This window comes from Staphylococcus sp. HMSC072E01 (genome assembly GCF_001814125.1).
Lineage (GTDB): Bacteria > Bacillota > Bacilli > Staphylococcales > Staphylococcaceae > Staphylococcus > Staphylococcus hominis.
The window spans coordinates 69,067-94,667 of sequence record NZ_KV814968.1 but is presented as its reverse complement, the minus strand read 5'-3'; the positions used below and the strand labels follow the sequence as shown (position 1 = coordinate 94,667).

Annotated in this window: 22 protein-coding genes and 1 pseudogene; 3 read left to right on the top strand and 20 right to left on the bottom strand. The window is 31.7% G+C overall.

The window, feature by feature from the left end; translation table 11 throughout:
- Position 1: 1 nt before the first annotated feature.
- From HMPREF2953_RS07005 to ylqF, 16 genes are all read right to left on the bottom strand, one after another.
- Positions 2-772, bottom strand: a complete 771-nt coding sequence (locus HMPREF2953_RS07005; protein ID WP_002448749.1) for an isoprenyl transferase — start codon at positions 770-772, stop codon at positions 2-4.
- A 185-nt stretch (positions 773-957) separates the two neighbouring features.
- A complete protein-coding gene (frr, locus tag HMPREF2953_RS07000; RefSeq protein ID WP_002448791.1) occupies positions 958-1,512 on the bottom strand; it encodes a ribosome recycling factor in 555 nt (184 codons plus the stop codon).
- Between the two features lie 16 nt (positions 1,513-1,528).
- Positions 1,529-2,251: a UMP kinase gene (gene pyrH / locus HMPREF2953_RS06995; protein WP_002448742.1), complete on the bottom strand. Its 723-nt coding sequence runs from the start codon at positions 2,249-2,251 to the stop codon at positions 1,529-1,531.
- 137 nt (positions 2,252-2,388) lie between these two features.
- The gene (tsf, locus tag HMPREF2953_RS06990) at positions 2,389-3,267 is read right to left on the bottom strand and encodes a translation elongation factor Ts (protein ID WP_002448836.1); all 879 of its coding nucleotides are present in this window, start codon (positions 3,265-3,267) and stop codon (positions 2,389-2,391) included.
- Positions 3,268-3,527: 260 nt separating this feature from the next.
- The gene (rpsB, locus tag HMPREF2953_RS06985) at positions 3,528-4,316 is read right to left on the bottom strand and encodes a 30S ribosomal protein S2 (RefSeq protein WP_002448842.1); all 789 of its coding nucleotides are present in this window, start codon (positions 4,314-4,316) and stop codon (positions 3,528-3,530) included.
- A 217-nt stretch (positions 4,317-4,533) separates the two neighbouring features.
- Entirely contained in the window at positions 4,534-5,310 is a 777-nt protein-coding gene (codY, locus tag HMPREF2953_RS06980) for a GTP-sensing pleiotropic transcriptional regulator CodY (protein ID WP_002448767.1), read from the bottom strand.
- A gap of 21 nt (positions 5,311-5,331) precedes the next feature.
- The gene (gene hslU / locus HMPREF2953_RS06975) at positions 5,332-6,732 is read right to left on the bottom strand and encodes an ATP-dependent protease ATPase subunit HslU (protein WP_002455418.1); all 1,401 of its coding nucleotides are present in this window, start codon (positions 6,730-6,732) and stop codon (positions 5,332-5,334) included.
- Between the two features lie 66 nt (positions 6,733-6,798).
- On the bottom strand, positions 6,799-7,344 hold the full coding sequence (gene hslV / locus HMPREF2953_RS06970) for an ATP-dependent protease subunit HslV (RefSeq protein WP_002448739.1): 546 nt from the start codon (positions 7,342-7,344) through the stop codon (positions 6,799-6,801).
- Positions 7,345-8,238: a tyrosine recombinase XerC gene (gene xerC, locus HMPREF2953_RS06965; RefSeq protein WP_002448815.1), complete on the bottom strand. Its 894-nt coding sequence runs from the start codon at positions 8,236-8,238 to the stop codon at positions 7,345-7,347.
- Positions 8,239-8,343: 105 nt separating this feature from the next.
- Positions 8,344-9,651 (bottom strand): FADH(2)-oxidizing methylenetetrahydrofolate--tRNA-(uracil(54)-C(5))-methyltransferase TrmFO, encoded by a 1,308-nt coding sequence (trmFO, locus tag HMPREF2953_RS06960; protein WP_002448834.1) that lies wholly within the window; start codon positions 9,649-9,651, stop codon positions 8,344-8,346.
- A gap of 24 nt (positions 9,652-9,675) precedes the next feature.
- Positions 9,676-11,745: a type I DNA topoisomerase gene (gene topA, locus HMPREF2953_RS06955; protein ID WP_049418187.1), complete on the bottom strand. Its 2,070-nt coding sequence runs from the start codon at positions 11,743-11,745 to the stop codon at positions 9,676-9,678.
- A gap of 138 nt (positions 11,746-11,883) precedes the next feature.
- Positions 11,884-12,756: a DNA-processing protein DprA gene (dprA, locus tag HMPREF2953_RS06950; RefSeq protein WP_002455422.1), complete on the bottom strand. Its 873-nt coding sequence runs from the start codon at positions 12,754-12,756 to the stop codon at positions 11,884-11,886.
- Between the two features lie 257 nt (positions 12,757-13,013).
- Positions 13,014-13,919, bottom strand: coding sequence for a succinate--CoA ligase subunit alpha (gene sucD / locus HMPREF2953_RS06945; protein WP_002448725.1), 906 nt, complete (start codon positions 13,917-13,919; stop codon positions 13,014-13,016).
- A 21-nt stretch (positions 13,920-13,940) separates the two neighbouring features.
- Entirely contained in the window at positions 13,941-15,107 is a 1,167-nt protein-coding gene (sucC, locus tag HMPREF2953_RS06940; protein ID WP_070672539.1) for an ADP-forming succinate--CoA ligase subunit beta, read from the bottom strand.
- A 127-nt stretch (positions 15,108-15,234) separates the two neighbouring features.
- Positions 15,235-16,002, bottom strand: coding sequence for a ribonuclease HII (locus tag HMPREF2953_RS06935; RefSeq protein WP_049336488.1), 768 nt, complete (start codon positions 16,000-16,002; stop codon positions 15,235-15,237).
- A complete protein-coding gene (gene ylqF, locus HMPREF2953_RS06930; RefSeq protein ID WP_070672536.1) occupies positions 15,986-16,870 on the bottom strand; it encodes a ribosome biogenesis GTPase YlqF in 885 nt (294 codons plus the stop codon). Before ylqF ends, HMPREF2953_RS06935 begins: the two co-directional genes overlap by 17 nt.
- A 255-nt stretch (positions 16,871-17,125) precedes the next feature.
- Here ylqF and HMPREF2953_RS06925 point away from each other — a divergent pair, with 255 nt between their 5' ends.
- From HMPREF2953_RS06925 to HMPREF2953_RS11300, 3 genes and pseudogenes are all read left to right on the top strand, one after another.
- On the top strand, positions 17,126-19,732 hold the full coding sequence (locus tag HMPREF2953_RS06925; RefSeq protein WP_070672533.1) for a YfhO family protein: 2,607 nt from the start codon (positions 17,126-17,128) through the stop codon (positions 19,730-19,732).
- Positions 19,722-22,340, top strand: a complete 2,619-nt coding sequence (locus HMPREF2953_RS06920) for a YfhO family protein (RefSeq protein WP_070672529.1) — start codon at positions 19,722-19,724, stop codon at positions 22,338-22,340. The genes HMPREF2953_RS06925 and HMPREF2953_RS06920 overlap by 11 nt, the downstream gene beginning before the upstream one ends.
- A 379-nt stretch (positions 22,341-22,719) precedes the next feature.
- Positions 22,720-23,322, top strand: a pseudogene (locus HMPREF2953_RS11300) (transposase); the annotation flags it as partial.
- On the opposite strand, the gene rplS reads toward HMPREF2953_RS11300, so the two are convergent.
- From rplS to rpsP, 4 genes are all read right to left on the bottom strand, one after another.
- The gene (gene rplS, locus HMPREF2953_RS06910; RefSeq protein WP_002448843.1) at positions 23,261-23,611 is read right to left on the bottom strand and encodes a 50S ribosomal protein L19; all 351 of its coding nucleotides are present in this window, start codon (positions 23,609-23,611) and stop codon (positions 23,261-23,263) included. The pseudogene HMPREF2953_RS11300 and the gene rplS sit on opposite strands and share 62 nt — an antisense overlap.
- Before the next feature lie 104 nt (positions 23,612-23,715).
- Entirely contained in the window at positions 23,716-24,453 is a 738-nt protein-coding gene (gene trmD, locus HMPREF2953_RS06905; protein ID WP_070672522.1) for a tRNA (guanosine(37)-N1)-methyltransferase TrmD, read from the bottom strand.
- Positions 24,453-24,953 carry a ribosome maturation factor RimM gene (gene rimM, locus HMPREF2953_RS06900; protein ID WP_070672519.1) on the bottom strand — a complete coding sequence of 167 codons (501 nt, stop codon included), beginning with the start codon at positions 24,951-24,953 and terminating at the stop codon, positions 24,453-24,455. The genes trmD and rimM overlap by 1 nt, the downstream gene beginning before the upstream one ends.
- Positions 24,954-25,084: 131 nt before the next feature.
- Positions 25,085-25,360, bottom strand: coding sequence for a 30S ribosomal protein S16 (gene rpsP / locus HMPREF2953_RS06895; protein WP_002448807.1), 276 nt, complete (start codon positions 25,358-25,360; stop codon positions 25,085-25,087).
- Positions 25,361-25,601 lie beyond the last annotated feature (241 nt).

Here is a 25,601-nt window from a genome sequence, read left to right as displayed (position 1 = left end):
TTTACTCCTCACTTAATCCTCCAAAACGTCTTTGGCGAGATTGATATATTTTTATACATTGTTTTAATTCTTCACCATCAAAGTCTGGCCATAACTTCTCATTAAAAATAAATTCACTATACGAAGCTTGCCAAATTAAGAAGTTACTAAGGCGTTGTTCTCCAGATGTACGTATTAATAAATCTGGATCTGGATATGGATGGGTCATTAAATGTTTGGAAATCATCAATTCATCAATATCATCACTGTTTTGACCATTACGTTGAAGTTCATCATAAATTGATTTCATACTTTGAACAAGTTCAGCTCGTCCACCATAATTAATGGCAAATACTAATTTCAATCCTGTATTATTTTTGGTTTTTTCTTTAGCATAATTAATTGCCTCAATTGTTGATTGAGGTACTGCATCTAAAAAACCAATAGTTTCTATCTTAACATTTTTCTCTATAAGTTCTGGTAGAAATGTTTTTAAAAAATTCACAGGTAAATTCATGATATAATTAACTTCACTTTCAGGTCTTGACCAATTTTCCGTTGAAAAAGCGTATAAAGTTAAATATTTAATACCTAAATGACTTGCTTGACGTGTCACTTTTTTTATGGTTTGCATACCTTCATAGTGACCTTTAATTCTAGGCATTTTACGCTTTTTTGCCCAACGACCATTTCCGTCCATGATAATTGCTATATGTTCAGGTAAATTATGTATATCTAAATCATCATTTTGATTGATTTTAGTCTTATTTCTTTTTATTAGCTTTCTAAACATGGTCTTTCCTCCGAGCCTGATCATTTCTGTTATATTATATAGGTTATTTAAGAAATCATCTATCATTTTATCATACTAAATAATGGCATTGAATAAGCAAATTAAAAAACTGTACCAAAGTCTGACTTGGCACAGTTTAGACTAAAACAATTTATAATCTTGTCATAGAAGAGTATGATGAAATATTAAACAGACATAATATCTTTTTCTTTTTCATCAACTAAATTATCAATTTCTTTAATTGAATTGTCTGTTACTTTTTGAACATCTTCTGTTTGGCTTCTTAAATCATCTTCAGTAATGTCTCCATTTTTTTCGTCTTTTTTCAATTGATCATTGATATCACGACGAATATTACGGATTGAAACTTTTGAATCTTCACCGATTTTTTTAACATTTTTAACTAATTCTTTACGGCGTTCTTCAGTTAAAGCAGGAACAGTGATACGAATAACTTCACCGTCACTAGTAGGGTTCACACCTAGATTAGCAGCAATAATCGCTTTTTCAATATCAGCTACAGATGTTTTATCATATGGAGAAATGACAAGTAAGCGTGCTTCAGGCACGTTTATACTCGCTAACTGTTGAACTGGTGTTGGCGCACCATAATAATCAACATTTACTCCATTTAATAAATTAGAATTCGCTCTACCCGCACTAATATTAGCTAATTCACGTGATAAATTTTCAATTGATTTTTTCATTCTAGATTTTGTATCTTGAATTATCTCACTCATACATTTACACCTCTAATTATTTAGTAATTAATGTACCAATTTTTTCGCCCATAACGGCACGTTTAATATTGCCTTCTTCCATAATAGAGAATACATTTAATGGAATGTTATTATCCATACAGAATGAAGAAGCAGTTGAATCCATAACTTGCAGGCCTTCTTGTAACATTTGAATATGTGTTAGATGATCATATTTCACAGCATTTTTATCAATTTTTGGATCGGCAGAATACACACCATCAACATTATTTTTACCCATTAAAATGACATCGGCCTCTACTTCAGCTGCACGTAGTGCTGCAGTTGTGTCAGTAGAGAAGTATGGATTACCAATACCAGCTGCAAAAATAACTACGCGTTTTTTCTCTAAATGTCTAATTGCACGACGACGAATATAAGGCTCAGCAACCTGTTTCATTTCAATTGAAGTTAATACTCGTGTATCACAATCTAATTGCTCTAAACTATCTTGTAATGCCAATGCATTCATTACAGTAGCAAGCATGCCCATATAATCAGCTGTACCACGGTCCATGCCTAAATCGCTACCTGTTTTACCTCTCCAAATATTACCGCCACCAACGATAACCGCTATTTCACAATTCATTTTAGCTACTTCAGCGACTTGTTTTGCTACACTTTTAATGATGATAGGATTGATACCAAAACCTTTTTCACCTGCAAGTGCTTCACCACTAAGTTTCAGTACTACACGTTTATATTTAGAAGTATGCGCCATTATTTTTTCCTCTCTATGATTAATGATATGTAATATATACAAGTAAAGAAGACACTAATGGTCTTCTATAATAAAAGAATTTTATTATATAGAATCCTTAAAGGTGTCTTCTTTCTTGTTAGAATAATGTGAACAAATTATTTCATTTGACCTTTAACTTCATCAGCAAAGTTTTCTTCGCGTTTTTCCATACCTTCGCCTACTTCATAACGTACGAAGTCAGCTAATTTACCGCCTTTAGATTTTAAGAAAGCTTCAACTGTTTGATCTGGATCTTTAACAAAGTTTTGATCAACTGCACAAATTTCTTGAAGATATTTACGTAAACGACCTTCAACCATTTTTTCAACGATTTTTTCAGGTTTACCTTCATTTAACGCTTGTTGTTTTAATACTTCTCTTTCGTGATTAATTTCTTCATCACTTACTTGATCTGAAGAAACATATTTAGGGTTAATTGCAGCGATATGCATTGCTACATCTTTAGCAGCTTCTTCATCAGTAGATCCTTCAACTACAGTTAATACACCGATACGTCCACCCATGTGTAAGTATGCACCAAAAGCATCGTTATCAGTTTTAGTTCTAATTGCAAAACGACGAATGCTTAATTTTTCACCGATAGTTGAGATAGCTTCTTTCATTCTTTCATCAACTGTTTGACCACTTGATAATTTAGTTTCTAATAAAGCTTCTACTGTTTCAGCTTTACTTTCAAGGATTTGATTAGCAATTTCTTTAACTAATTCTTGGAATCCTTCGTTTCGAGCAACGAAATCAGTTTCAGAGTTAATTTCAACGATTGCTGCTTCATTACCTTTTACTTCTACATGTACTAAACCTTCAGCAGCGATTCGATCAGCTTTTTTAGCTGCTTTAGCGATACCTTTTTCACGTAAGTAGTCGATTGCTTTGTCGATATCTCCATCAGTTTCAGTTAGCGCTTTTTTACAATCCATCATACCTGCGCCAGTTCTTTCACGTAATTCTTTAACAAGTTTTGCTGAAATTGCCATTAATTATTCCTCCAATATGTCTAATTGTAATAATAGATGATATTTAAATATTACCATTAAAGGTACTATTATTTCCAATACTCTATTACAATTTATTAATAATTTTTTTAATTAAGGTTATTTTAAAAATAAAATACGATTTAAAAGCATAATTGAATATTTATCCTTTATATTTATACCCAATTTACTATCCGTTTTAAATAAATATTTTAAAAAAAGGGCGATAAGCATTACATCTTATCACCCATTTAAACTATATCTTAGTTTGATTCAACAGTAGTATTTTCTTCAGTTGATTCTGCTTTTTGAGTTTCTTCACTTTCATCTAAATCGATGTTTTGTTCTGCAGCTACTTCATCGTTTGAAATACCTTGTTGACCTTCTAAGACAGCGTCAGCCATTTTACCAGTTAATAATTTAACGGCACGAATAGCATCATCATTCGCTGGGATAACATAGTCGATTTCATCAGGATCACAGTTAGTGTCAACGATACCAACGATAGGGATATTTAATTTACGTGCTTCAGCAATCGCATTGCGCTCTTTACGAGGGTCAACTACGAATAATGCTTGAGGCATAGATTTCATATCACGAATACCGCCTAAGAATTTGATTAAACGGTCATATTCTTTTTTAAGTTCAACAACTTCTTTTTTAGGTAAAACGTCAAATAAACCGTCTTCTTCCATTTTTTCAATTTCAGAAATACGTTTAATACGTTTTGAGATTGTTTTATAATTAGTTAAGATTCCACCTAACCATCTTTGGTTAACGTAGAATTGACCAGCACGTTCTGCTTCAGCTTTAACTGATTCTTGTGCTTGTTTTTTAGTACCTACGAATAAGACTTTACCACCATCTTCAGATACTTGTTTTAAGAAGTTATAAGCTTCTTCAACTTTTTTTACTGTTTTTTGTAAGTCAATGATATAAATACCATTTCTTTCAGTAAAGATATATTTTTTCATTTTTGGGTTCCAACGGCGTGTTTGGTGACCGAAGTGAACACCGGCTTCTAGTAATTGTTTCATTGAAATTACTGCCATGTTAAATTCCTCCTATTGGTTAATTACCTCCATAGTAAACTAATATAAAGACAATACTTAAGACTGCACCCTTTATATTTACATTCACTACGTGTGTATTGGCTTTATAGCCGTCAATAATAATATCATATATAGAATCATTACGCAACATTTTTTGACTGCGTAAAATAAAAAAACTACTATCTTAATTTTAATAGATAGTAGTTTTAAAAATAATTTATTCACTTCGATTAAGTTCATCTAAGAATTTTTCTTTTTTAACTTTGATAAATGTACCTTTCATGCCAAGCGATCGTGATTCTATTACACCAGCACTTTCTAATTTACGTAACGCATTTACAATTACAGAACGTGTAATACCTACTCTATCTGCTACTTTAGATGCAATTAATAGACCTTCATTGCCACCAAGTTCCTCAAAAATATGTTCAATCGCTTCTTTTTCAGAATAAGATAATGAATTGATTGCCATTGTAATAGCAGCTTTATCACGGGCTTCTTTCTCAACTTCATTATGTTTCTCACGTAATATTTCCATACCAATAACAGTTGCAGCGTATTCGCCAAGCACTAAATCATTTTCATTAAAGTCATCTTTAACTCGTCCTAGAATCAGTGTACCTAAGCGTTCGCCTCCCCCTAAAATCGGGAAGATAGTTGTTCTACTATTAATAAATACTTCTCTGTGTTCTGGAGGGAATACTGTCAAGTCTGAATCAATATCAATATTCGCTTTAGTTTGTTGAACTTGCATAAGTAGTTCAGTGTATTCACTTGGAATATGTTTACTTTCAGTCAACATATTACTAATTCGTTCACTCTTTAAAAGTTCATTTAAACTTGACCCTAAAATTTTACCTCTACGAGAAACGATGAAGACATTTGTAACAGTTACATTACTAATAGTCTGAGCAACATCTTTAAAGTCTACCGCAATGCCTTTATGTTTTTGTAATAATGTATTTAATTCTCTAGTTTTAGATAATAAGCTCATAAAATTTCTCCTTTATTTATATTATAAAATAAATGCACTTAAATCTTTGTTTGTTGAAATAGATTTCAACTTATCATCAACATACTGTGGTGTTATATCTACTACTGCATTTGGCATATTTGGTGCTTCAAAAGATAAATCTTCTAACATTTTTTCTAAAATAGTGTGTAATCGACGTGCACCAATATTGTCTGTATCTTGATTCACTTGATATGCCATTTCAGCTAATCGTGTTATCGCTTCGTCAGAGAAGTTGACAGTAACTTCTTCAGTTTTTAACAGTGCTTCATACTGCTTTATAAGAGATAACTTAGGTTCAGTCAATATTCTATAGAAATCATTAACTGTTAAGCTTTCAAGTTCAACTCGAATTGGAAAACGCCCTTGTAACTCAGGAATCAAGTCACTTGGTTTAGAAACATGGAAAGCGCCAGCACCAATAAATAGCATGTGCTCAGTATTTACAGTACCATACTTAGTTTGAATCATGCTACCTTCAAGGATTGGTAATATATCTCTTTGAACACCTTGTCTTGATACATCTTGACCACTATTAGAATTGTTTGTAGCGACTTTATCAATCTCATCGATAAAGATAATTCCCATTTGTTCTGCTATTTCTAAAGCTTCTTGATTAGCAGTTTCTTGATCAATTAATTCATCTGCAAAATCATCAGTAAGAATTTTACGTGCTATTTTTACTGGCACTTCTCTTTCTACTTTTCGTTTAGGCATCAATTGATTCATCATATCTTGCATTTGTTGATTTTGACTCGTGCCTAACATTCCTAATGCACCAGGGTCTTGTTCAACTTTGATTCTAACTTTTTCTTCTTCTAGCTTGCCTGCTAAAAGTTGTTGTCTTATTTCTGAACGTTTTGTTTTGATTTCTTCTGTAGGTGCTTCTTCTTCCTCGTCATTCTGATTAAAATTAGGAATAGCACCACCTAAAAGAGATTCAAGTGGATTATTATTTTGAGCTGCTTTTTTCTTCATACTAGGAACAAGTAATTTTACTAATTTTTCATTAGCTTTTTGTGTTGCTTCATCTTTAACTAATGATTTCTTTTGCTCTTTTACGAGTCTTACAGACACGTCCACCAAGTCTCTAACCATACTTTCTACATCACGTCCAACATATCCAACTTCAGTGAATTTTGTAGCTTCCACTTTAATGAATGGTGCACCTACGATTTTTGCCATACGACGTGCAATTTCTGTTTTACCTACACCCGTTGGGCCAATCATTAAAATATTTTTGGGCGCAATTTCTTGCTTAGTTTCTTCGCCAAGAAGACTTCTTCTGTATCTATTTCTTAACGCGATTGCTACTTTACGTTTTGCATCTTCTTGACCTACAATATATTCGTCCAATTTAGATACGATATCTTTAGGTGTTAATTTTATACCGTTTGTATCCATTTACTATTACCTCCACCTTAATGTATGTCCATATCAATTCATTTCCGTTTTGTTTATATATGTTATTTATAAAGTCTCAACAATAATATTATCATTTGTAAATACACAAATATCTGAAGCGACTTTTAAGCTTTCATATGCCATTTCTTTCGCAGTCATATGTGAAGCATGACGTTTAAGCGCTCTTCCTGCACTTAATGCGTAGTTTCCTCCTGAACCAATAGCGATTAAATCATCGTCAGGCGCAATGACTTCACCTGTACCACTTACCACTAAAATACCATCTTTATCCATTACGATAAGCATGGCTTCCAGTTGACGTAATTGCTTATCTCCACGCCATTCTTGAGCAAGTTCTACAGCAGCGCGTTCTAAATTACCGCTAAATTGTTGTAATTTAGTTTCAAATTTTTCAAATAATGTAAATGCATCGGCTACGCTTCCTGCAAATCCTGCTAACACTTTACCTTCGTATAAGCGTCTTACTTTTCTAGCTGTTTGCTTCATAATTACTTGTTCACCAAGTGTAACTTGGCCGTCTCCAGCCATTGCCGCTTCTCCATTGTGTCTTACAGCATATATCGTTGTAGCATGTAATGATGTCTTACTCATTTATTTACTCTCCTTTTTTGCTCGAGGGTGTGCACTTAAATACACTTTGCGCAATTGTTGATTTGATACATGTGTATACTTACCAGTTGTAGAAAGGTTAACGTGTCCTAATAAAGATTGAACTGTTCTTAGGTCTGCACCTTGATTCAATAAATGTGTAGCAAATGTATGTCTTAATTTATGAGGATGAATTTCTGTTACCCCCGCTGTACGTTCAACTACATCATTGAGAAGATATCTAACACCTCTCTCAGTAATAGGATCACCTTTCATATTAACAATTAAATAAGGATGACTTTTACTTTTAAGTGGTTTGAATTTTTCTAAATATTGTTCAATACTTTGTCTACAAAACTCTCCAAAAGGCACAAATCGTTCTTTATTTCCTTTACCCAATACCTTTACCCCTGGAAGATTCATATCTAAATCCATAACCTTTATATTCACAAGTTCTGAAACACGAATGCCTGTTGCATATAATAATTCAATTACTACTCTATCTCTTAATCCTTTTTTTGCATCGTTTGAAACAGTATTAAATAATGCTTCCATCTCTTCTTCATAAAAAAATTGAGGAAGATATTGCTCTTTCTTAGGATGTACAAGTTGTATAAAAGGATTATTTACTGATGTATCTTGAGTCATCCAAAACTCATAAAATGTTCTTAATGTTGATATTTTTCTTGATACAGTAGTACGTTTCAAATTATTGGAATATAAATAACTTAGATAATTTCTTGCATCTTTATATTCAAACGTTCTTAAATTTAACAGTTCTTGTTCTAAAAACTGATTAAATTGAGCTAAATCGTCATGATACGCTTTTAATGTATGGTCGGAGAAATTTCTTTCAACTTTAAGCATATTCAAAAATTTCTTTTGGATTTCTTCCACTAAAAATCCCCTCCATCATATGCATTGTAGCATATAAACTGAGGGGGACTAAAATAATTAGCTATAGAATTCAAAATCTTTTGAGAATTTATGAATAATTTAAATCTATAACGTTTTTTTGAAATTTTCTAGATAGTCTAGAGCACGATATGCTTGTGCTTCATAACGTTCTTTTTTATCTTTAATGCGGCGATCAAGTGATGGCAATAAACCAAAGTTAGCATTCATCGGTTGGAAGTTTTTTTCATTTTTAGCATGAGAAATATAATAAGCCATACTCCCTATCATTGTTTCTCTTGGGAAAATCACTTCTCCTTTCCCAAGTAACTTATGCGCTAAATTGATACCTGCTACAAGGCCACTTGCTGCACTTTCAACATATCCTTCCACACCTGTCATTTGTCCTGCAAATTGAATTCTATCATTATTAATTAATTCATATTTTTCATTTAAAACATCAGGTGAATTGATGAAGGTATTTCTATGCATCACACCATATCTCACAATATCAACATTTTCTAAACCTGGAATTAATTGAATGACTTCTTTTTGAGCGCCCCATTTTAAATGTGTTTGGAATCCAACAATATTATAAAGCGTACCAGCCGCGTCATCTTGACGTAATTGCACTACTGCATATGGACGTTTACCAGTTTTAGGGTCTTCTAATCCTACAGGTTTCATTGGACCAAATAGTAATGTTTTACGACCTCTACCAGCCATCACTTCAAATGGCATACATCCTTCAAAATATTTTTCTTTTTCAAATTCATTTACCGGTGCAACTTCAGCTTCTAATACCGCATCATAAAAACGATTGAATTCTTCTTCAGTCATAGGGCAGTTTAAATATGCTGCTTCACCTTTATCATAGCGTGATTTCAAATAGACTTTATCCATATCAATTGAATCTTTTTCAATGATTGGAGCTGCTGCATCGTAAAAATATAGTTGATCTTTACCTGTAATTTCTACAATTTCTTTAGCTAAATTTTCAGTTGTTAACGGTCCTGTTGCAATGATTGTATGTCCTTCTGGAATACTGTGAATTTCTTTATTCAAAACAGTTACATTAGGATGATTTTTCAATGTGTCTGTAATATAACCAGCAAAGTCATGTCTATCTACTGCTAATGCACCACCAGCTGGAACTCTGGCTTTATCAGCTGCTGCGATGATTAATGAATCTAAACGTCGCATTTCTTCTTTAAGCACACCTACACCATTTGTTAATGCGTTACCACGTAGTGAATTAGAACATACTAACTCAGCAAATTTATCTGTATGATGGGCAGGCGTTTGTTTAACAGGACGCATTTCGATTAAATTCACTTTAATACCACGTTCTGCTAATTGATAAGCTGCTTCTGAACCAGCTAATCCTGCGCCTATAACATTAACAGTTTGACTCATATACATTCTCCTTTAATAAAAATTCTATTTTTGTACTTCTTCTTTATAATCACAATTAGAACAAATCACTTGAGAACTACGTCCTTTTTTATGTTCCATCAAGTAATGATTACATTTTGGACAATCTCTTCCTATTGGTTTATCCCAAGAAATAAAGTCACACTCTGGATAATTCGAACAACCATAAAATAGTCTATTTTTCTTGGATTTTCTCTCAACTACATCGCCATCTTTGCATTTTGGACAAGTGACACCAATAGTTTTAACAATAGCTTTTGTATTTCGACAATCTGGGAAATTCGAGCACGCCATAAATTTACCATAACGTCCCATTTTTATTACCATAGGGGCTCCACATACTTCGCAATCTTCGCCGGCTGGTTCATCTTTAATTTCAACTTTTTCCATTTCTTCCTCTGCGCGCGCAACATCTAATTTAAAACTACCATAGAAATTATCGATAACTTTTCTCCAACCGATATCACCTTCTGCAATTTTATCGAGCAAGGTTTCCATATTAACTGTAAATTCAACATCAATAATTTCTGGGAAGTAATCCTTCACTTGCTCATACACGATTTCTCCTAGTTCAGTTGGTACAAAACGTTTACTTTCAAGTTTAACATAATTACGTTTTTGAATTGTGTCAATCGTTGGAGCATATGTTGAAGGTCTACCAATTTTTAATTCTTCTAATGTCTTAACTAATCGTGCCTCTGTGTATCTTGGAGGTGGTTGAGTGAAATGTTGTGCCGGTTCAATTTGTGTTGCAGTTACTTTATCACCTTGATTTAATTTTGGCAATTTATTTTCTTTATCATTATCTTTGTCATCTTTTGCTTCAACATATAATGTCATAAAGCCTTTAAATTTGATTGTTTGTCCATTTGCTCTAAATTTAATGTCATTTTGTGTTACATCTAAAGCCACAGTATCTAAAATTGCAGGAGCCATTTGACTTGCTACAAAACGTTCCCAAATTAATTTATACAAGCGATGTTGATCACGTGTTAAATAAGCTTTCATTTCATCTGGTGTACGTAATGTACTTGTTGGACGAATAGCTTCATGGGCATCTTGATCCCCTTGTTTACCTTTTGTTTTACGGTTTGAAGTATACTCAGTACCATACTTCTCTTCAATATATGATTTTGCTTCATCTTTAGCAGTTTGTGAGATTCGTGTTGAATCCGTTCTCATATATGTGATTAATCCAACTGTGCCTTGTCGTTTCAAATCGATACCTTCATATAATTGCTGTGCTAACATCATAGTCTTACGTGCTTTAAAATTAAGTTTACGTGCTGCTTCTTGTTGTAACGTAGACGTTGTAAATGGATTTGCCGGGTATCTTGTTTTTTCTTTTTTATTTACATTAGTGATTTCAAATGCATCACCATTTAATTCGGATGTAATTTTTTCAACATCTTTTTTTGTTTTTAATTTATATGGTTTGTTTTTATAATGTAAGAATTTAGCAGTGAACTTCGATTTTTTATATCTAAATTCTCCTTCAATTGACCAATATTCTTCTGGTTTAAAATTACGGATTTCATTTTCACGGTCAATGACTAATCTTAAAGCAACTGATTGTACTCGACCAGCTGACAATCCTTTTTTTACTTTCTTCCATAGTACTGGAGAAATATTATAACCTACAAGTCTATCTAAAATACGACGCGCTTGTTGTGCATCAACTAAATTCATTTCGATACCACGAGGATGTTTAAAACTTTCTTTTACTGCATCCTTAGTGATTTCATTAAATACTACTCTGTTTTCTTTTGATTCTTCAAGTTCTAAAATTTTTGATAAATGCCAAGCAATCGCTTCACCTTCGCGGTCAGGGTCACTAGCTAAGAAAACTTTTTTAGCTTTTTTCGCATATTTTTTTAAATCTTTAACAACAGGACCTTTCCCTCGAATAGTTATATATTTTGGTTCATAGTTATCTTCTACGTCTACACCCATTTGACTTCTTGGTAAATCACGTACGTGTCCCATAGAAGCAATAACTTTATATCGTTTACCTAAATATTTTTCAATGGTTTTCGCTTTTGCAGGCGACTCAACGATGACTAAATTATCTGCCAAAGTGAATTCCCCCTTGCTTTTTCAATTACTAAAGATAAATGATAAACGGTTAATTTTGTTTTTGTCAATATTTTAATCCAATATAGATATTTTTTTATGAACTATCCTTTGAATTTTCACAATTAATTATATATATATTTAATTGTTTAAAAAACGATAATCATATAATATATCTTCTGCTTCTGAAACAATCATTGCACCTTCTTGAGCACGTAATAAATTTCCTTTTGTCAAAGGGTTAAACATTGATCCAGGTAATACATAAACATTTCTATTTTGATCTAAAGCACAATCTATTGTAATTTGACTACCACTTTTAATTTTAGCTTCAGTAATTAATACACCACGAGACAACCCGCTTATCAGACGATTTCTTTCAGGGAATTGATATTTGTTTATTTTTGTTAAAGGAGGATATTCACTTATGACTAAACCAGTTTCTTCAATTATATTACGTAACTTTCGGGTTTCCTTTGGATAGTGATTTAAATGACCAAAACCTAGAACTGCAATAGTTGGGAGATGATGTTTTAATGCGAATTGATGAGCTATGCTATCAGCACCTTTCGCTAAACCGGATACAATCGTTAGTGGAATATTTATAAAGTGAGGAAATAGATAATCTAGTGCACACTTAGAATAATGTGTGGCCTCACGTGAACCTACAACACCTAAAGTATATGTAGATGATAATAAATGTATATTTCCACGATAAAATAATATAAAAGGATAGTCGTAAATAGTTTTAAGCAATGGAGGATATTGAGAAGAAAATGAAGTAACATAGTTAACCTGAGATCTAGAAAGTTGAGTTTGAATGTAATCGTAAGAAATCTCTTCTAATTGAGTAAAACGCTTCTTTTTTAAATATAGAGATTCCCATTCATTAATCATTTCAAATTGAACATGTTCATTAACATTGAAAAATTTTGGAAATACATTTAGTAAATGATGAATATGTTGGGTCGTATACCCTATCCATCTCATTTTTAATAAAATAAAATCATTCATGAAATAAATGTCTCCTTTTAATTTATTATACCGTGAATAATTAATAGTAAAATTTCATTTATAAGACAAATTTGAAATATAAATGTAAGGAGTAATAATATTAAAAGATTATGTATACTTTTTGATTTCATAACATAAAAAAATAGAGCGTTCAGTCATTTATAATATATTGGTAGTCTACGATATATATAAGAAAAACTGCCAACAAATTTCAGTAATTGTTGACAGTTTGAATTCAATTATTAATTACATCATTACTACTTCACTGTTAATAATTCTTCATAAATGCCTGCTTCTTTTGCCGCTTCAATTAGTGTTGTACCAATTTCTGATGGTGTATCTGCTGTTTTAACGCCACATTCATTAAGCGTTTTAATTTTTTCTGCAGCAGTTCCTTTACCACCTGAGATGATTGCACCTGCATGGCCCATACGTTTTCCTGGAGGTGCTGTTTGTCCACCAACAAAACCAACAACTGGTTTAGTCATGTTTGCTTTGACCCATTCAGCTGCTTCTTCTTCAGCAGTACCACCGATTTCACCAATCATAACAACAGCTTTTGTTTCTTCATCTTCATTAAATGCTTTAAGTACATCGATAAAATTTGTACCGTTAACTGGGTCCCCACCGATACCTACTGCTGTGGTTTGACCAATACCTTCTTCAGTTAGTTGATGTACTGCTTCATATGTTAAAGTACCTGAACGAGAGACAACGCCTACATGTCCCTTTTTATGAATATAACCTGGCATGATACCAATTTTACATTCATCTGCTGTAATTACACCAGGACAGTTTGGTCCAACTAAACGTGTTTTTCTATCCTCTAAATAACGTTTCACTTTAATCATATCAACAACTGGAATATGTTCAGTAATACAGATCACCATATCTAATTCTGCATCAGCTGCTTCTAAAATTGAATCTGCAGCAAATGGTGCTGGTACGTATACTACTGATACGTTAGCACCTGTTTCTTTTTTAGCTTCAGCTACTGTATTATACACTGGCACGCCTTCAACCACTTGTCCACCTTTACCTGGTGTTACCCCTGCGACAATTTGTGTGCCATAATCAAGCATTTGTTTTGTATGGAAAAGGGCAGTAGACCCTGTAATACCTTGCACCATTACCTTAGTATTCTTATCTATAAATACACCCATTTTAGTGTTCCCATCCTTTCCTTACGCTTCTTTAACAAGTTTAACAATTTGTTGTGCACCTTCAGCCATAGTTGCTGCTGGTTCAATTGCTAGACCGGATTCATTTAAAATCTCTTTACCACGTTTAACATTTGTACCTTCTAAACGAACAACTAAAGGTAAAGTTAATTCGACTTCTTTAACTGCTGCTACAATACCTTCTGCAATCACATCACATTTCATAATTCCACCGAAGATATTTACAAAAATACCTTTTACATTATCATCACCCAAGATGATTTTGAATGCTTCAGTTACTTTTTCTTTTGTAGCACCGCCACCAACGTCTAAGAAGTTAGCTGGATTACCACCGAAATGATTAATTGTATCCATTGTAGCCATGGCTAATCCGGCACCATTAACCATACAACCAATGTCACCATCTAAGGCAATATATGATAAATCATATTTAGATGCTTGAATTTCTTTTGGATCTTCTTCTTCTAAATCACGTAACTCTAAAATATCTTTATGTCTGAATAATGCATTATCATCAAAATTTAATTTTGCATCTAAAGCTAAAACATCACCATCACCAGTTGTTACAAGTGGATTAATTTCAACAATAGAACAATCTTTTTCAACAAAAACATTATATAAAGAAAGTAAGAATTTTGCTGCTTTATTTACAGATTCTTTTGGAATATTAATATTGAATGCAATACGACGTGCTTGGAATGGTGATAACCCTATCACTGGATCGATTGTTTCTTTAAAGATTTTTTCTGGCGTTTTAGCTGCAACTTCTTCAATTTCAGTTCCACCTTCTTCAGAAGCCATCAATGTAATACGATCAGTGGCACGATCAATGACAAAGCCTACATAATATTCTTTTTGAATATCACAACCTTCTTCGATATATAAGCGTTTAACTTCTTTACCTTCAGGTCCAGTTTGATGCGTTACTAATTGCTTGCCTAATAATTCATTAGCATAAGTTTCAACTTCAGACAGTGATTTAGCAATTTTAACTCCACCTGCTTTACCTCTACCCCCAGCGTGAATTTGTGCTTTCACTACATAAATATCTGAATTTAATTCTTTTGCCTTTTCCACCGCTTCTTCAGCAGTAAATGCTACACGTCCTTCTGGAACGGCTACACCCATAGCACGAAATATTTCTTTACCTTGATACTCGTGGATATTCATCTTCCATCCTCCTGTTTCTTAGGTTAAGTTCACTTTAATTATAGAAAATGTAAGCGCTTTTGTAAACTGGAAGTGTTATACTTTTTGCAATAGTTTTTAAATTCAAATAATTTTAATTTTATTTTAATTATATCATTGATTTAACAGGCTCAAACGTTTTACGATGATATGGCGTTATGCCTAATTGTTTTAATCCTTGAAGGTGTGATTTAGTGCCATATCCTACATTTTTTTCAAAATCATAACCAGGATATTTCAGTGCTACTTCCGCCATTAAACCATCCCTATATTCTTTTGCCATGATACTAGCAGCAGCAATAGAAACACTTTTAGCATCTCCTTTAATAATAGAAGTTTGAGGCATTGCATTATCCAATGTCATAGCATCAATAAGTAAATGATTAGGTTGTTGTTTTAATTGATTAATAGCACGTTCCATAGCTAATTTGGTTGCGTTGTAAATATTGAACTCATCAATTTCTTCAGCGCTTGCTATCCCGTAAGCATAGTCATAAACGCCTTCTTTCAATTGTTCGTTAAGTATTTTTCGCTTTGTTGCTGAAACTTTCTTCGAGTCATCTAATCCTAAATATTGATGGTCTTTATTTAAAATGACTGCACAAGCTACAACAGGCCCAGCAAGTGGGCCACGACCTACTTCATCAATCCCACATATTAAAGCATTAGGATTGTCCTTTAATATTTCATTTTCATATTTATTCATTTGTTGATAATGTTCTTGTGTTTCTTGATTTTTTAAAAGCTGTTTACGACGTCGTACTATATTTTGCTGTACCCCTTTTCTTGTATCACTCATTAATTCATGTTGTTCAAGTGCTTCAATTGAATCAATTGTGTCTAATAATGCTTTAATCTCTTTAATTGTTTGAGGCATAATCTAAGTCCCCTTTCATTTCTGAATAAATATCAAAACAATAAGTTCCAATTTTAGCATTACGCACATCATTAATAATCAATTCGATGACAGCCTCGTAATCGACTTCATTTCCTTTTTGTAATAACCCACGTCGACGTCCAATAGCATTAAACCATTCTAAAATTTCTGCATCAGTTTCTACATCAATATTGTAATGATTCTTCAATCCTTCAACATCATGTTTAATTAAGAATTGTAAACCGTATATTGCTACTTCATCTAAGTGCACGATACTATCTTTAATGGCACCAGTAAGGCTTAGTTTTTTACCTACAGTTTCATCTTCAAATTTGGGCCATAAAATACCTGGCGTATCTAGCAGTTGTAATGCTTTACCTACTTTAATCCATTGTTGTTGTTTCGTTACTCCCGGCTTATTTCCTGTTTGAGCAATGTTTTTTTTAGCTAACTTATTAATTAATGTAGATTTTCCCACATTAGGTATACCAACAATCATGGCACGTATAGCTCTAGGTTTAAGTCCTTTCGCTTTTTCTTTCTCAAACTTTTCTTTAGTCGCTTCAATTGCAGCATTTTCTACACCTTTTAAATTTTTGCCATGTTTCGCATCAACTGCTACAGGATAAAAACCTTTATCAGTAAAGAAATGTTCCCACTTTTGCATTTCATTTAAATTCGACATATCTTTTTTATTTAAGATAACTACGCGTGGTTTTTGTTTAATGACATCATCAATCATTGGATTTCTTGAACTATACGGTATACGTGCGTCAACAAGTTCAAATACCACATCTACTTTCTTAAGTTGTTCTGTCACTTCTCTTTTGGCTTTTGCCATATGCCCTGGATACCATTGAATCACCATGACATTCACCCTACTTTCATTAAATTTATTTCAACCGTTCGATTATAATCAATATTTAAAATCTTCACTACTATTATCAATTCTATTATATTTTAACATGCTATTTCATATTCATTAAATCGCTAATATTAAAAACAAATTTCTAACTTTTTATAAAACATATAAATACTTTTATTAGGAAGTTTAATACACTACAATTTAGTATGTAGTCATTTTTTGATTATTAATAGGACATTCTAACTACAGAGGTTTAATATGAAAAAATTTTTTACTTATCTAGGACTTTTTATAGCATTGTCCATCATAGGACATAGTTATGTCATTTATCGTTTTATTCACGATGGCATTTTATTTACAGGTCCAAATGATGGAATGGAACAAATGGTTCCAATTCAAATGTATTTATTTGATAAATGGAGTAGTGGCAATTTGTTTTATTCCACCGATTTTGGATTAGGTGGAGATTTCTTTACAGATCTTAGTTACTACTTCTCCACAAATATTTTATTTATAATAAATGTAGTATTTATTGCACTTATTAAAATTTTTATTCCTTTACATACGCATGATATATTATTTTGGATGATTAATGCACTTGTTATGTCCATGATTAAAGCAACGATTGCTATGTATTGCACTTACTTATATAGTAAATACATTTCAAATAACAAATGGTTAAGCTTAGTAGTAGCGTTTTTATTTGTTATGTCACCCTTATATTATCGCTTTACAGTGTATTGGCCCTTCTTTAGTGATGTGTTTGTTTGGATGCCGTTATTATTACTCTCTATTGAAAGAGTCTTGCAAAAACAAAAGTTTGGACTATTCATTGTTACTGTTTCTTTAATACTAATTAATAACTTTTATTTTGCATATTATCTTTGTTTAATAGGTGCGGGTTATATATTGATTCGTGTAATATTTAGACACCCAAAAGATATTCTCTCAAGAAGTAAAGCATTTTTAACTTTAATCATTAGTGCCTTGTTAGGTTTAGGCAATAGTTTATTTATCTTTTTTCATGGTGCTCAAAGCTTTTTAAATAACCGTCGTGTGCCTTTTTCTGGAGCAGTTGATACATTTGAACAATTAGATATTAATACAAATATTTTCTTTGATAATTATTTAATTGTATTATTATTTATTACCATTCAAGCTCTTTTAAGTTTTAAATTATATAAACATTATTATTATCGTTTATTTGCTATCCTTACCTTTGTATTTATCATATTTAGTTTTATACCTTTCATCGACCAAGTATTTAATGGTTTTTCAGCGCCTCAAAAGCGTTGGCATTTTATTTTAGCTTTTAATTCCACACTATTAATCGGATTATTTTTAAAATATTTCAAAACACTAACTACAAAATCTTATCTAATAAGTAATATTATTGCAGAATTAGTTATATTTATAAGCGCTATGATATATCATAAATTTTTAGCATGGTTCATATTAGTCCCTATTGTATCTTTGATTGGACTGATGGTTCTTATCATTAAAGATCGTACATACCGTTTTAAATTAAGTTATTTATATAGTATTTCAATTATACTATTAAGTATTTTGGTCTCTATAGTATTTATAAAAAATCAAATTTACTATAAAGATCACACTGATCGTGGAAATACGTTTTATATTAATTCCAGTTTATATAGTTCCGACTTACAACGTGCGCTTGTCAAAGAAATGAATCAAAATAAGCATGAAGATGAACGTATCGATTGGAGAGTCAATGAGCAGGATAATACACCGATGTATCAACATTTTAAAGGTTTAAGTTTGTATTCAAGTATTTTCCATCATAATATACTCGATTATTATTACGATGCTTTAAAAATTAATTTAGCTGAGGAGTCATTGAGTAGATATCAATCAACGAATGGACGACAAAATATCGCGAGTCTATTTTCAGTGCGTTATATGATGCTAAAAAATTACCAAAATAACTTACCTTCCTACTTCAAAAAAATAAAATCAAGTGGACAGTATGGTATTTATGAAAATACACTTAACTTACCATCCGTTAAAGTAACTGATTCTATATACAATAGTAAAAAATTGACGACTGCAATTGATAGAGAACATGCAATGTTAAAAGGTGTGATTTTAAATAATGAAGGCACAAGTTATAAAGATAAAGCTCCTAATTTATTAACTCAATCGTCATTGAGTTATAAAAATCTAAAACATTTAAATGGTGATGTCTATAAAGTAATTGGAGATAAAGGTGGAACATTAACGATACACTTACCCCAATCACTACGCCAAAAGTATGATGATTTTTACGTTACGATGAAAATAAAGCGTGGTAATCCCGATAGTAATTACACAGTCTCTGTGAATAATTATGCAAATCACCGATTATTTAATAATTCTACTTATCGTACTGGCATTGATACACAACTTTACCGAACACAACCTGATAATAAAGGAAACATTAATATCACTTTATCTCCTAAAGGAACATTTTATTTAAACCTTCAACAATTAAATGGAGAAAACTATAAAATGTTAAAACAAATGCATAAAAAAGCTGATTTTAATAACAAATATAAAGATATTAAAAACGGCGTCGAAGTCAATTTAGATAAACATGATAAAGGGATCGCTTCAATTAATATTCCTTTTAGAGAAGGTATGCAAGCGTATGTTGATGGACACCGTATTAAACCTATGAAAGTTAATTACATGATGACAGGCGTTCCTGTTAATTCATCTGCCAAAAAAATTATTATTAAATATCAACCACCTTATTGGAATACTATGATTTTAATTTCACTAATCAGTATAATAATAAGTGTTGTATTTGTTAGATTTGTTAATATCAAAAAGAGAAAGATGAGGAAAAACATTGATCAATAAAATTCGGTCCAATCGATTATTGACCTTTTTATCTATATTTATAATTGCTAATATCATTTCTTTAGCAGTCTATTATCCGTTTATTCGAGATTATTTCAAAGAAGGATTTGTATTTAGTGGTTCCGGAGATGGTTTTAGACAAATGATGCCATTTCAAATGTACTTATATGAACATTACAGTAAGTTCAAAGGAGCCTATGATCAATCTTTTGGGTTAGGTGGAGATTACATTAAGGGATTGGCCTATTATTATTCTTTATCTCCCATAATGTGGATTAATTTTTTTATAATCTGGATAAGTCATTTTTTATTTCATTGGCAAACGAATCATATCGCCTTTTGGGCAACTAACCAATTAATAATCGCTTACGCTAGAACGATTATTACAATTATTGTTGTATTTTACTATTTAAAATGGCTTAAGTTGAAAACAGCGCCATTGCTTATCGCTACTATTTTATATGGTGCATCCACGCTTGTCCTTTACTATAACTATACATGGTCATTTTATGGAGACTTATTGATTTTATTACCTTTATCTTTATGGGGAATGGAACGTTTCTTCCAAAAAAGAAGAATAGGATTATTTATCTTTTCAGTTGCGCTGACCTTATTTTCTAATTTTTATTTCAGTTACTACCAAGCTATTGTATTAGGGATTTATTTCATATTAAGAGTCATTTTTAAATATCGTTGTGATATCGTATCAAGATGGGAAAAATTTTATTTACTCGTTATTGGTGCAATACTTGCGCTTTTATCTAGTATTTTAGGATTCTATACAGGTGTATCTTCATTCCTAAACAATGATAGAGCTCAAAACGATGACTTTAATATTACATTATTTACAGATTTAACACAAAATAAATATCATATTTTTTCTGATGGTTTTTATATCACAGTTTCGATTATTGCATTAATGGCTTTATTTACGTTTAAGTTATATCGTCACTACTATTATAAAATTTTTGCTATCATCACTTGGTTTTTACTTATTGGATCTTTATCACAATACTTTGATAGTGCATTTAATGGCTTTTCATTACCACAACGTCGATGGGTATACTTTTTATCTATTTCAACTAGTATCTTAATTGCATTATATATTCAATATTTATCTGAACTTACATTAAAACAATATTTACTTGTAGCAATTCCGGTATTTATATTTGGTTTATATCACTATATATTTGTAAGTGCTTATGTCAATTGGATGATTGTACCATTACTTTTAATCATCGTTTTAACCTTTGTAGTATGGAAAAAACAATGGTTATATCAACCTTATATACTAATAGCTATTGTGTTACTATTCTTTGTACAACAAATTATGATGACACACGATTCACGAGCCCGTACTATTGATCCATATGCAACGACTACGAAAACATTAACAGATTCAAGTTATTATAATCATAAACTTGCTAAAAAAATTAATAATATTAAGAAACAAAAAGATAATAAAAATCCTTTCCATCGTATTGATTATATGTCAGCCTATGCACTCAATTCACCATTTATTTACCATTATAATGGCATTTCACTTTACTCAAGTATTTTTGATGGTGACATATTAAAATACTATGATAAAGAAATGCAAATTAATATGCCTGTTGATAAGAATAGTACATATCGATACTTAGGGAATCGAGCAAATTTAGAAGCCATGTGGGATGTTCAAGATCGATTCCGACATCCTAATGATCTGAATATGCCTTATGGTTTTAAAAAGGTAGATACTATCAATAATGGTTCAGATAAATTAATTCATTCAGAAAATACTATTAATTATCCAGCCACTCATATTACTAATAAGATTTTTAATAAACATGATCTCAAATCGCCATTAGATCGTGAGCAAGCGATGCTACAAGGTGTAGTATTAGATGATGATTCAATAAAAGCGAATACTTCTTTCACTCAAAATAAAAACCTATTAAGTAAAGCATATCAATCTACAAATAATGCTACTTGGAAAGATAAAACTCATTTAAACGTAGAAAAAAATAATGGTGGTATCACATTGACATTACCTAAAACGTTAGCTAATCAATATAAAGATATGTATGTCGAAATGGATGTAGAATTGTTAGCTCCCGATATTGAGCATTCTATAGGAGTAAATGAATATGCTCAAAATCGTAATATGCTAAGTTATAAATATCGACGTTTTGTAACTCCTGTAACAATGAGAGTAAAAGCTTCGGATCAATTAAAGATTCGTCTTACTAAAGGACATTATCGACTATCAATTAAAGGTATCTATGGAGAAGATTATCATACATTGAAACAAGCTTCTAAATCACTTAAACCTGTGACTATTTCACAATTTAGAAGTGGCTATACATTCACTAAACCTAAAGGAACTTCTGGATACTTAGTGGTACCAATCGTCTATGCTAACGGTATGCATGCACGTGTTAATGGACACGATGTAGATGTAAAAAAAGCTAACGGTATTATGACAGCTATTCCAGTCAAGAAAAATGATACTCATATTGAATTATCTTATACACCACCATATTTTTATATACTATTAATTTTGAGCGTTATCGGAATAATAAGCAGTATAATATTTAGCAGATATTTAAAAAGAAAAAACAATTAAAATAAAAAGCGCCTGGGTCATAATTCCTAGCAAAATAGCCAGTAAATGAATTTATAATAAATTCATTTACTGGCTTCTTTATTTACAATACTGCGTATTGTTGGCTCGCTTTCTTAGGGGACAGCTTCAGCCTGTAGTCTTCAGCTTGTCCTGTTCCCTTAAAAGTCTCGCCAAAATACTTTGTATTTATATGTAATTTTACATTGAAATACTTAAAAAATAAGGCATATTCGTATAATTTAATAAACATCACTAAACTAAATTAACGAGATGCCTTATGTATAATGATTATAATATGATTCAACTTACTCTACCAATGGCAACTTCAGTTCTTATTCCCATAAATGATATTGTAGAAATAATTACTAACACTGAATTCGATGAATACATTTGTCCAAACAATAAGCGATTAGATTTTAAAAGATATGCCTATCGTCATGATAAATATGGTTTTAAATGAGACTTTAAATGATATGAATGTGATGATTGTTCAGAATGTCCTCTGAAACACCCATGTATAAACTTTAATACAAAAACAAATAAAAAAATAATGAAGAATTATAATTGACAATAATTTAAAGCCCAAATTAATAAAAAACTTTCAGAACCAAAAACAAAAACCATCTACAGTCAAAGAAAAATTAACGTGGAGCCTGTTTTTGAATTTATGAAGGCTATCGAATATCCGTTCGAGGGATAAATAAAGCCAAAACAGAACTAGGATTTGTATTAATGGCACTTAATATAAGAAAAGTAGCAGCTCAACGAGCAAAAAAATAATCAAAAAAATTATAAAAAAGACAATTTCTATAGTATTTCAATAGAAATTGTCTTTACTTATCTTGGAACTTTATATCCAAGACTCTTTTTTAAATGCGTATTAACTTACCCATTTTTTAGTATAGTTTTCTATATACTGATTAGCGAATTTCTTGAATTCTTGCAGCTTTACCACGTAAACTACGTAAGTAGTATAATTTAGCACGACGTACTTTACCGCGACGTTTAACTTCGATTTTTTCGATTTTTGGAGTGTGTAATGGGAATGTACGTTCCACACCTACACCTGAAGAAATTTTACGAACTGTGAAAGTTTCAGAAATTCCTCCACCGCGGCGTTTAATTACAACACCTTCGAAAACTTGGATACGTTCACGTGAACCTTCGACGATACGTACGTGTACACGTAAAGTGTCACCAGTACGGAAAGTTGGTAAGTCTGTGCGTAATTGTGATTTTGTAACTGCTTCGATTAACTTATGATTACTCATTTTTATACTCTCCTTCAACCTATGTTCTTGCCTAGACAATCATATAGCAGCGGATCATAGTGATTTTTAGTGTCTTTTCACACTTGATATATATTAGCATACTCCTAGTTGTTTTTCAATTGGTTTTTATAGCTTTCTAAAAATTCTTTATCCTTATCACTTAATTGATACTTTTCTAGTAAGTCCGGACGTTTATGCAAAGTACGTATTAATTTTTGTTCATGACGCCATTTTTCTATATTTGCATGATTTCCAGATAATAATACGTCAGGTACAGTCATACCTTTATATTCTCTTGGACGCGTATATTGTGGGAATTCAAGTAAACCATCGGAGAAAGAATCATCTTGATGGGATTGTTCATTACCAAGTACTCCAGGAATTAATCTAACGATAGCATCAGTCATAGTCATAGCTGGTAATTCTCCACCAGTCAGTACATAATCCCCCATTGAAATTTCATCGGTTACTAAATTTTCTCTAATTCTTTCGTCATATCCTTCGTAATGTCCACAAATAAATACAATATGTTCAGCTTCACTCAATTCTTCAGCAATTGCTTGAGAGAATGGTCGTCCTTGAGGACACATAAGAATGACACGCATTTTATCAGTACGTTTTAAATCTTTCATTGCATTAAACACTGGTTCTGGTTTTAAAACCATTCCTTGACCGCCACCATACGGATAATCATCCACTTGATTATGTTTATTTTCAGCGTAGTCTCTAAAGTTTACAGTATTAACTTCAATAATATTTTTATCTTGCGCACGCTTCAAAATCGAATGATTTAGAACGCCGTCGAACATTTCTGGAAATAATGTTAGGTAATCTATTTTCATTATTCTATTAATCCTTCCATTGGCGTAATACGAATTGTTTTATGTTCAACATCTACTTCTTTAACGACATCTGCTATATATGGAATAAGGTATTCTTTGTCACCTTTAACAACCCATACATCATTGGCACCTGTTTCAAAAATATTAATTACTCTTCCAATTGGTGTATCATTATTAAAAACCGTACACCCAATAATATCAGAATAGTAAAATTCGTTTTCATTCAATTCAATATCCTCATGATCACGTTCTTGGAATAAGTAATCTCCTTTATATTGTTCGACGTCATTAATATGATTAATACCTTTAAATTTAAGCATGTGAAATCCTTTATGTATACGATATGATGTAATAGTCATTTCTATTTCATTATGGTGGTGATTCACGATAAGGACTTCTCCAGGTTGAAAACGTGTATCAGTAAAATCGGAATTAGATTTTACTTTTACTTCTCCTTTAATCCCATGTGTATTTACAATTTGTCCTACTTCTACTTGCATCCTTATCCTCCTTACATAGTCGTTTATTTATACATATTAACATGTTTCTTATAAAGTGAGAATATAATAAAAGCCTGTGACATATCTTATGCCACAGACCTGTTATTATATGATATTGATATTATTATCAATTATTTTGAACGTTTTTGTTCATCAAATGTTTTTAAAATACCTTGTTTTGATAAGATATTGTGAACAGTATCAGTTGGTTTTGCACCGTCTTTTAACCATTTTAAAGCTAATTCTTCATCGATTTTAACTTCTGGTGCATTTACACTTGCTGGATTGTAAGTACCAATTTGTTCGATGATACGACCATCACGTGGTGAACGCGCATCAGCTACAACGATACGATAGAATGGATTTCTTTTTGAACCTAAACGAGTTAAGCGAATTTTAACTGCCATTTATAAAACTCTCCTTTAAATCTTTTAATTTTTATTTTCTACAAGAAATAATAATAACAGGAACCTCCAACTTTGTAAAGACTTTTTTCTTTACCAAATCTAGATTTATGAAATAAATTGTAGATTTGATGATGTACTAGCTTTAACTAGAGCTTACCTTTATTCATTTTGGTTATGCATGTGCCAATGTACATGCGTTCCTTTACTTATTTATGAAAAAGCGGAATAACACTTAGGATGT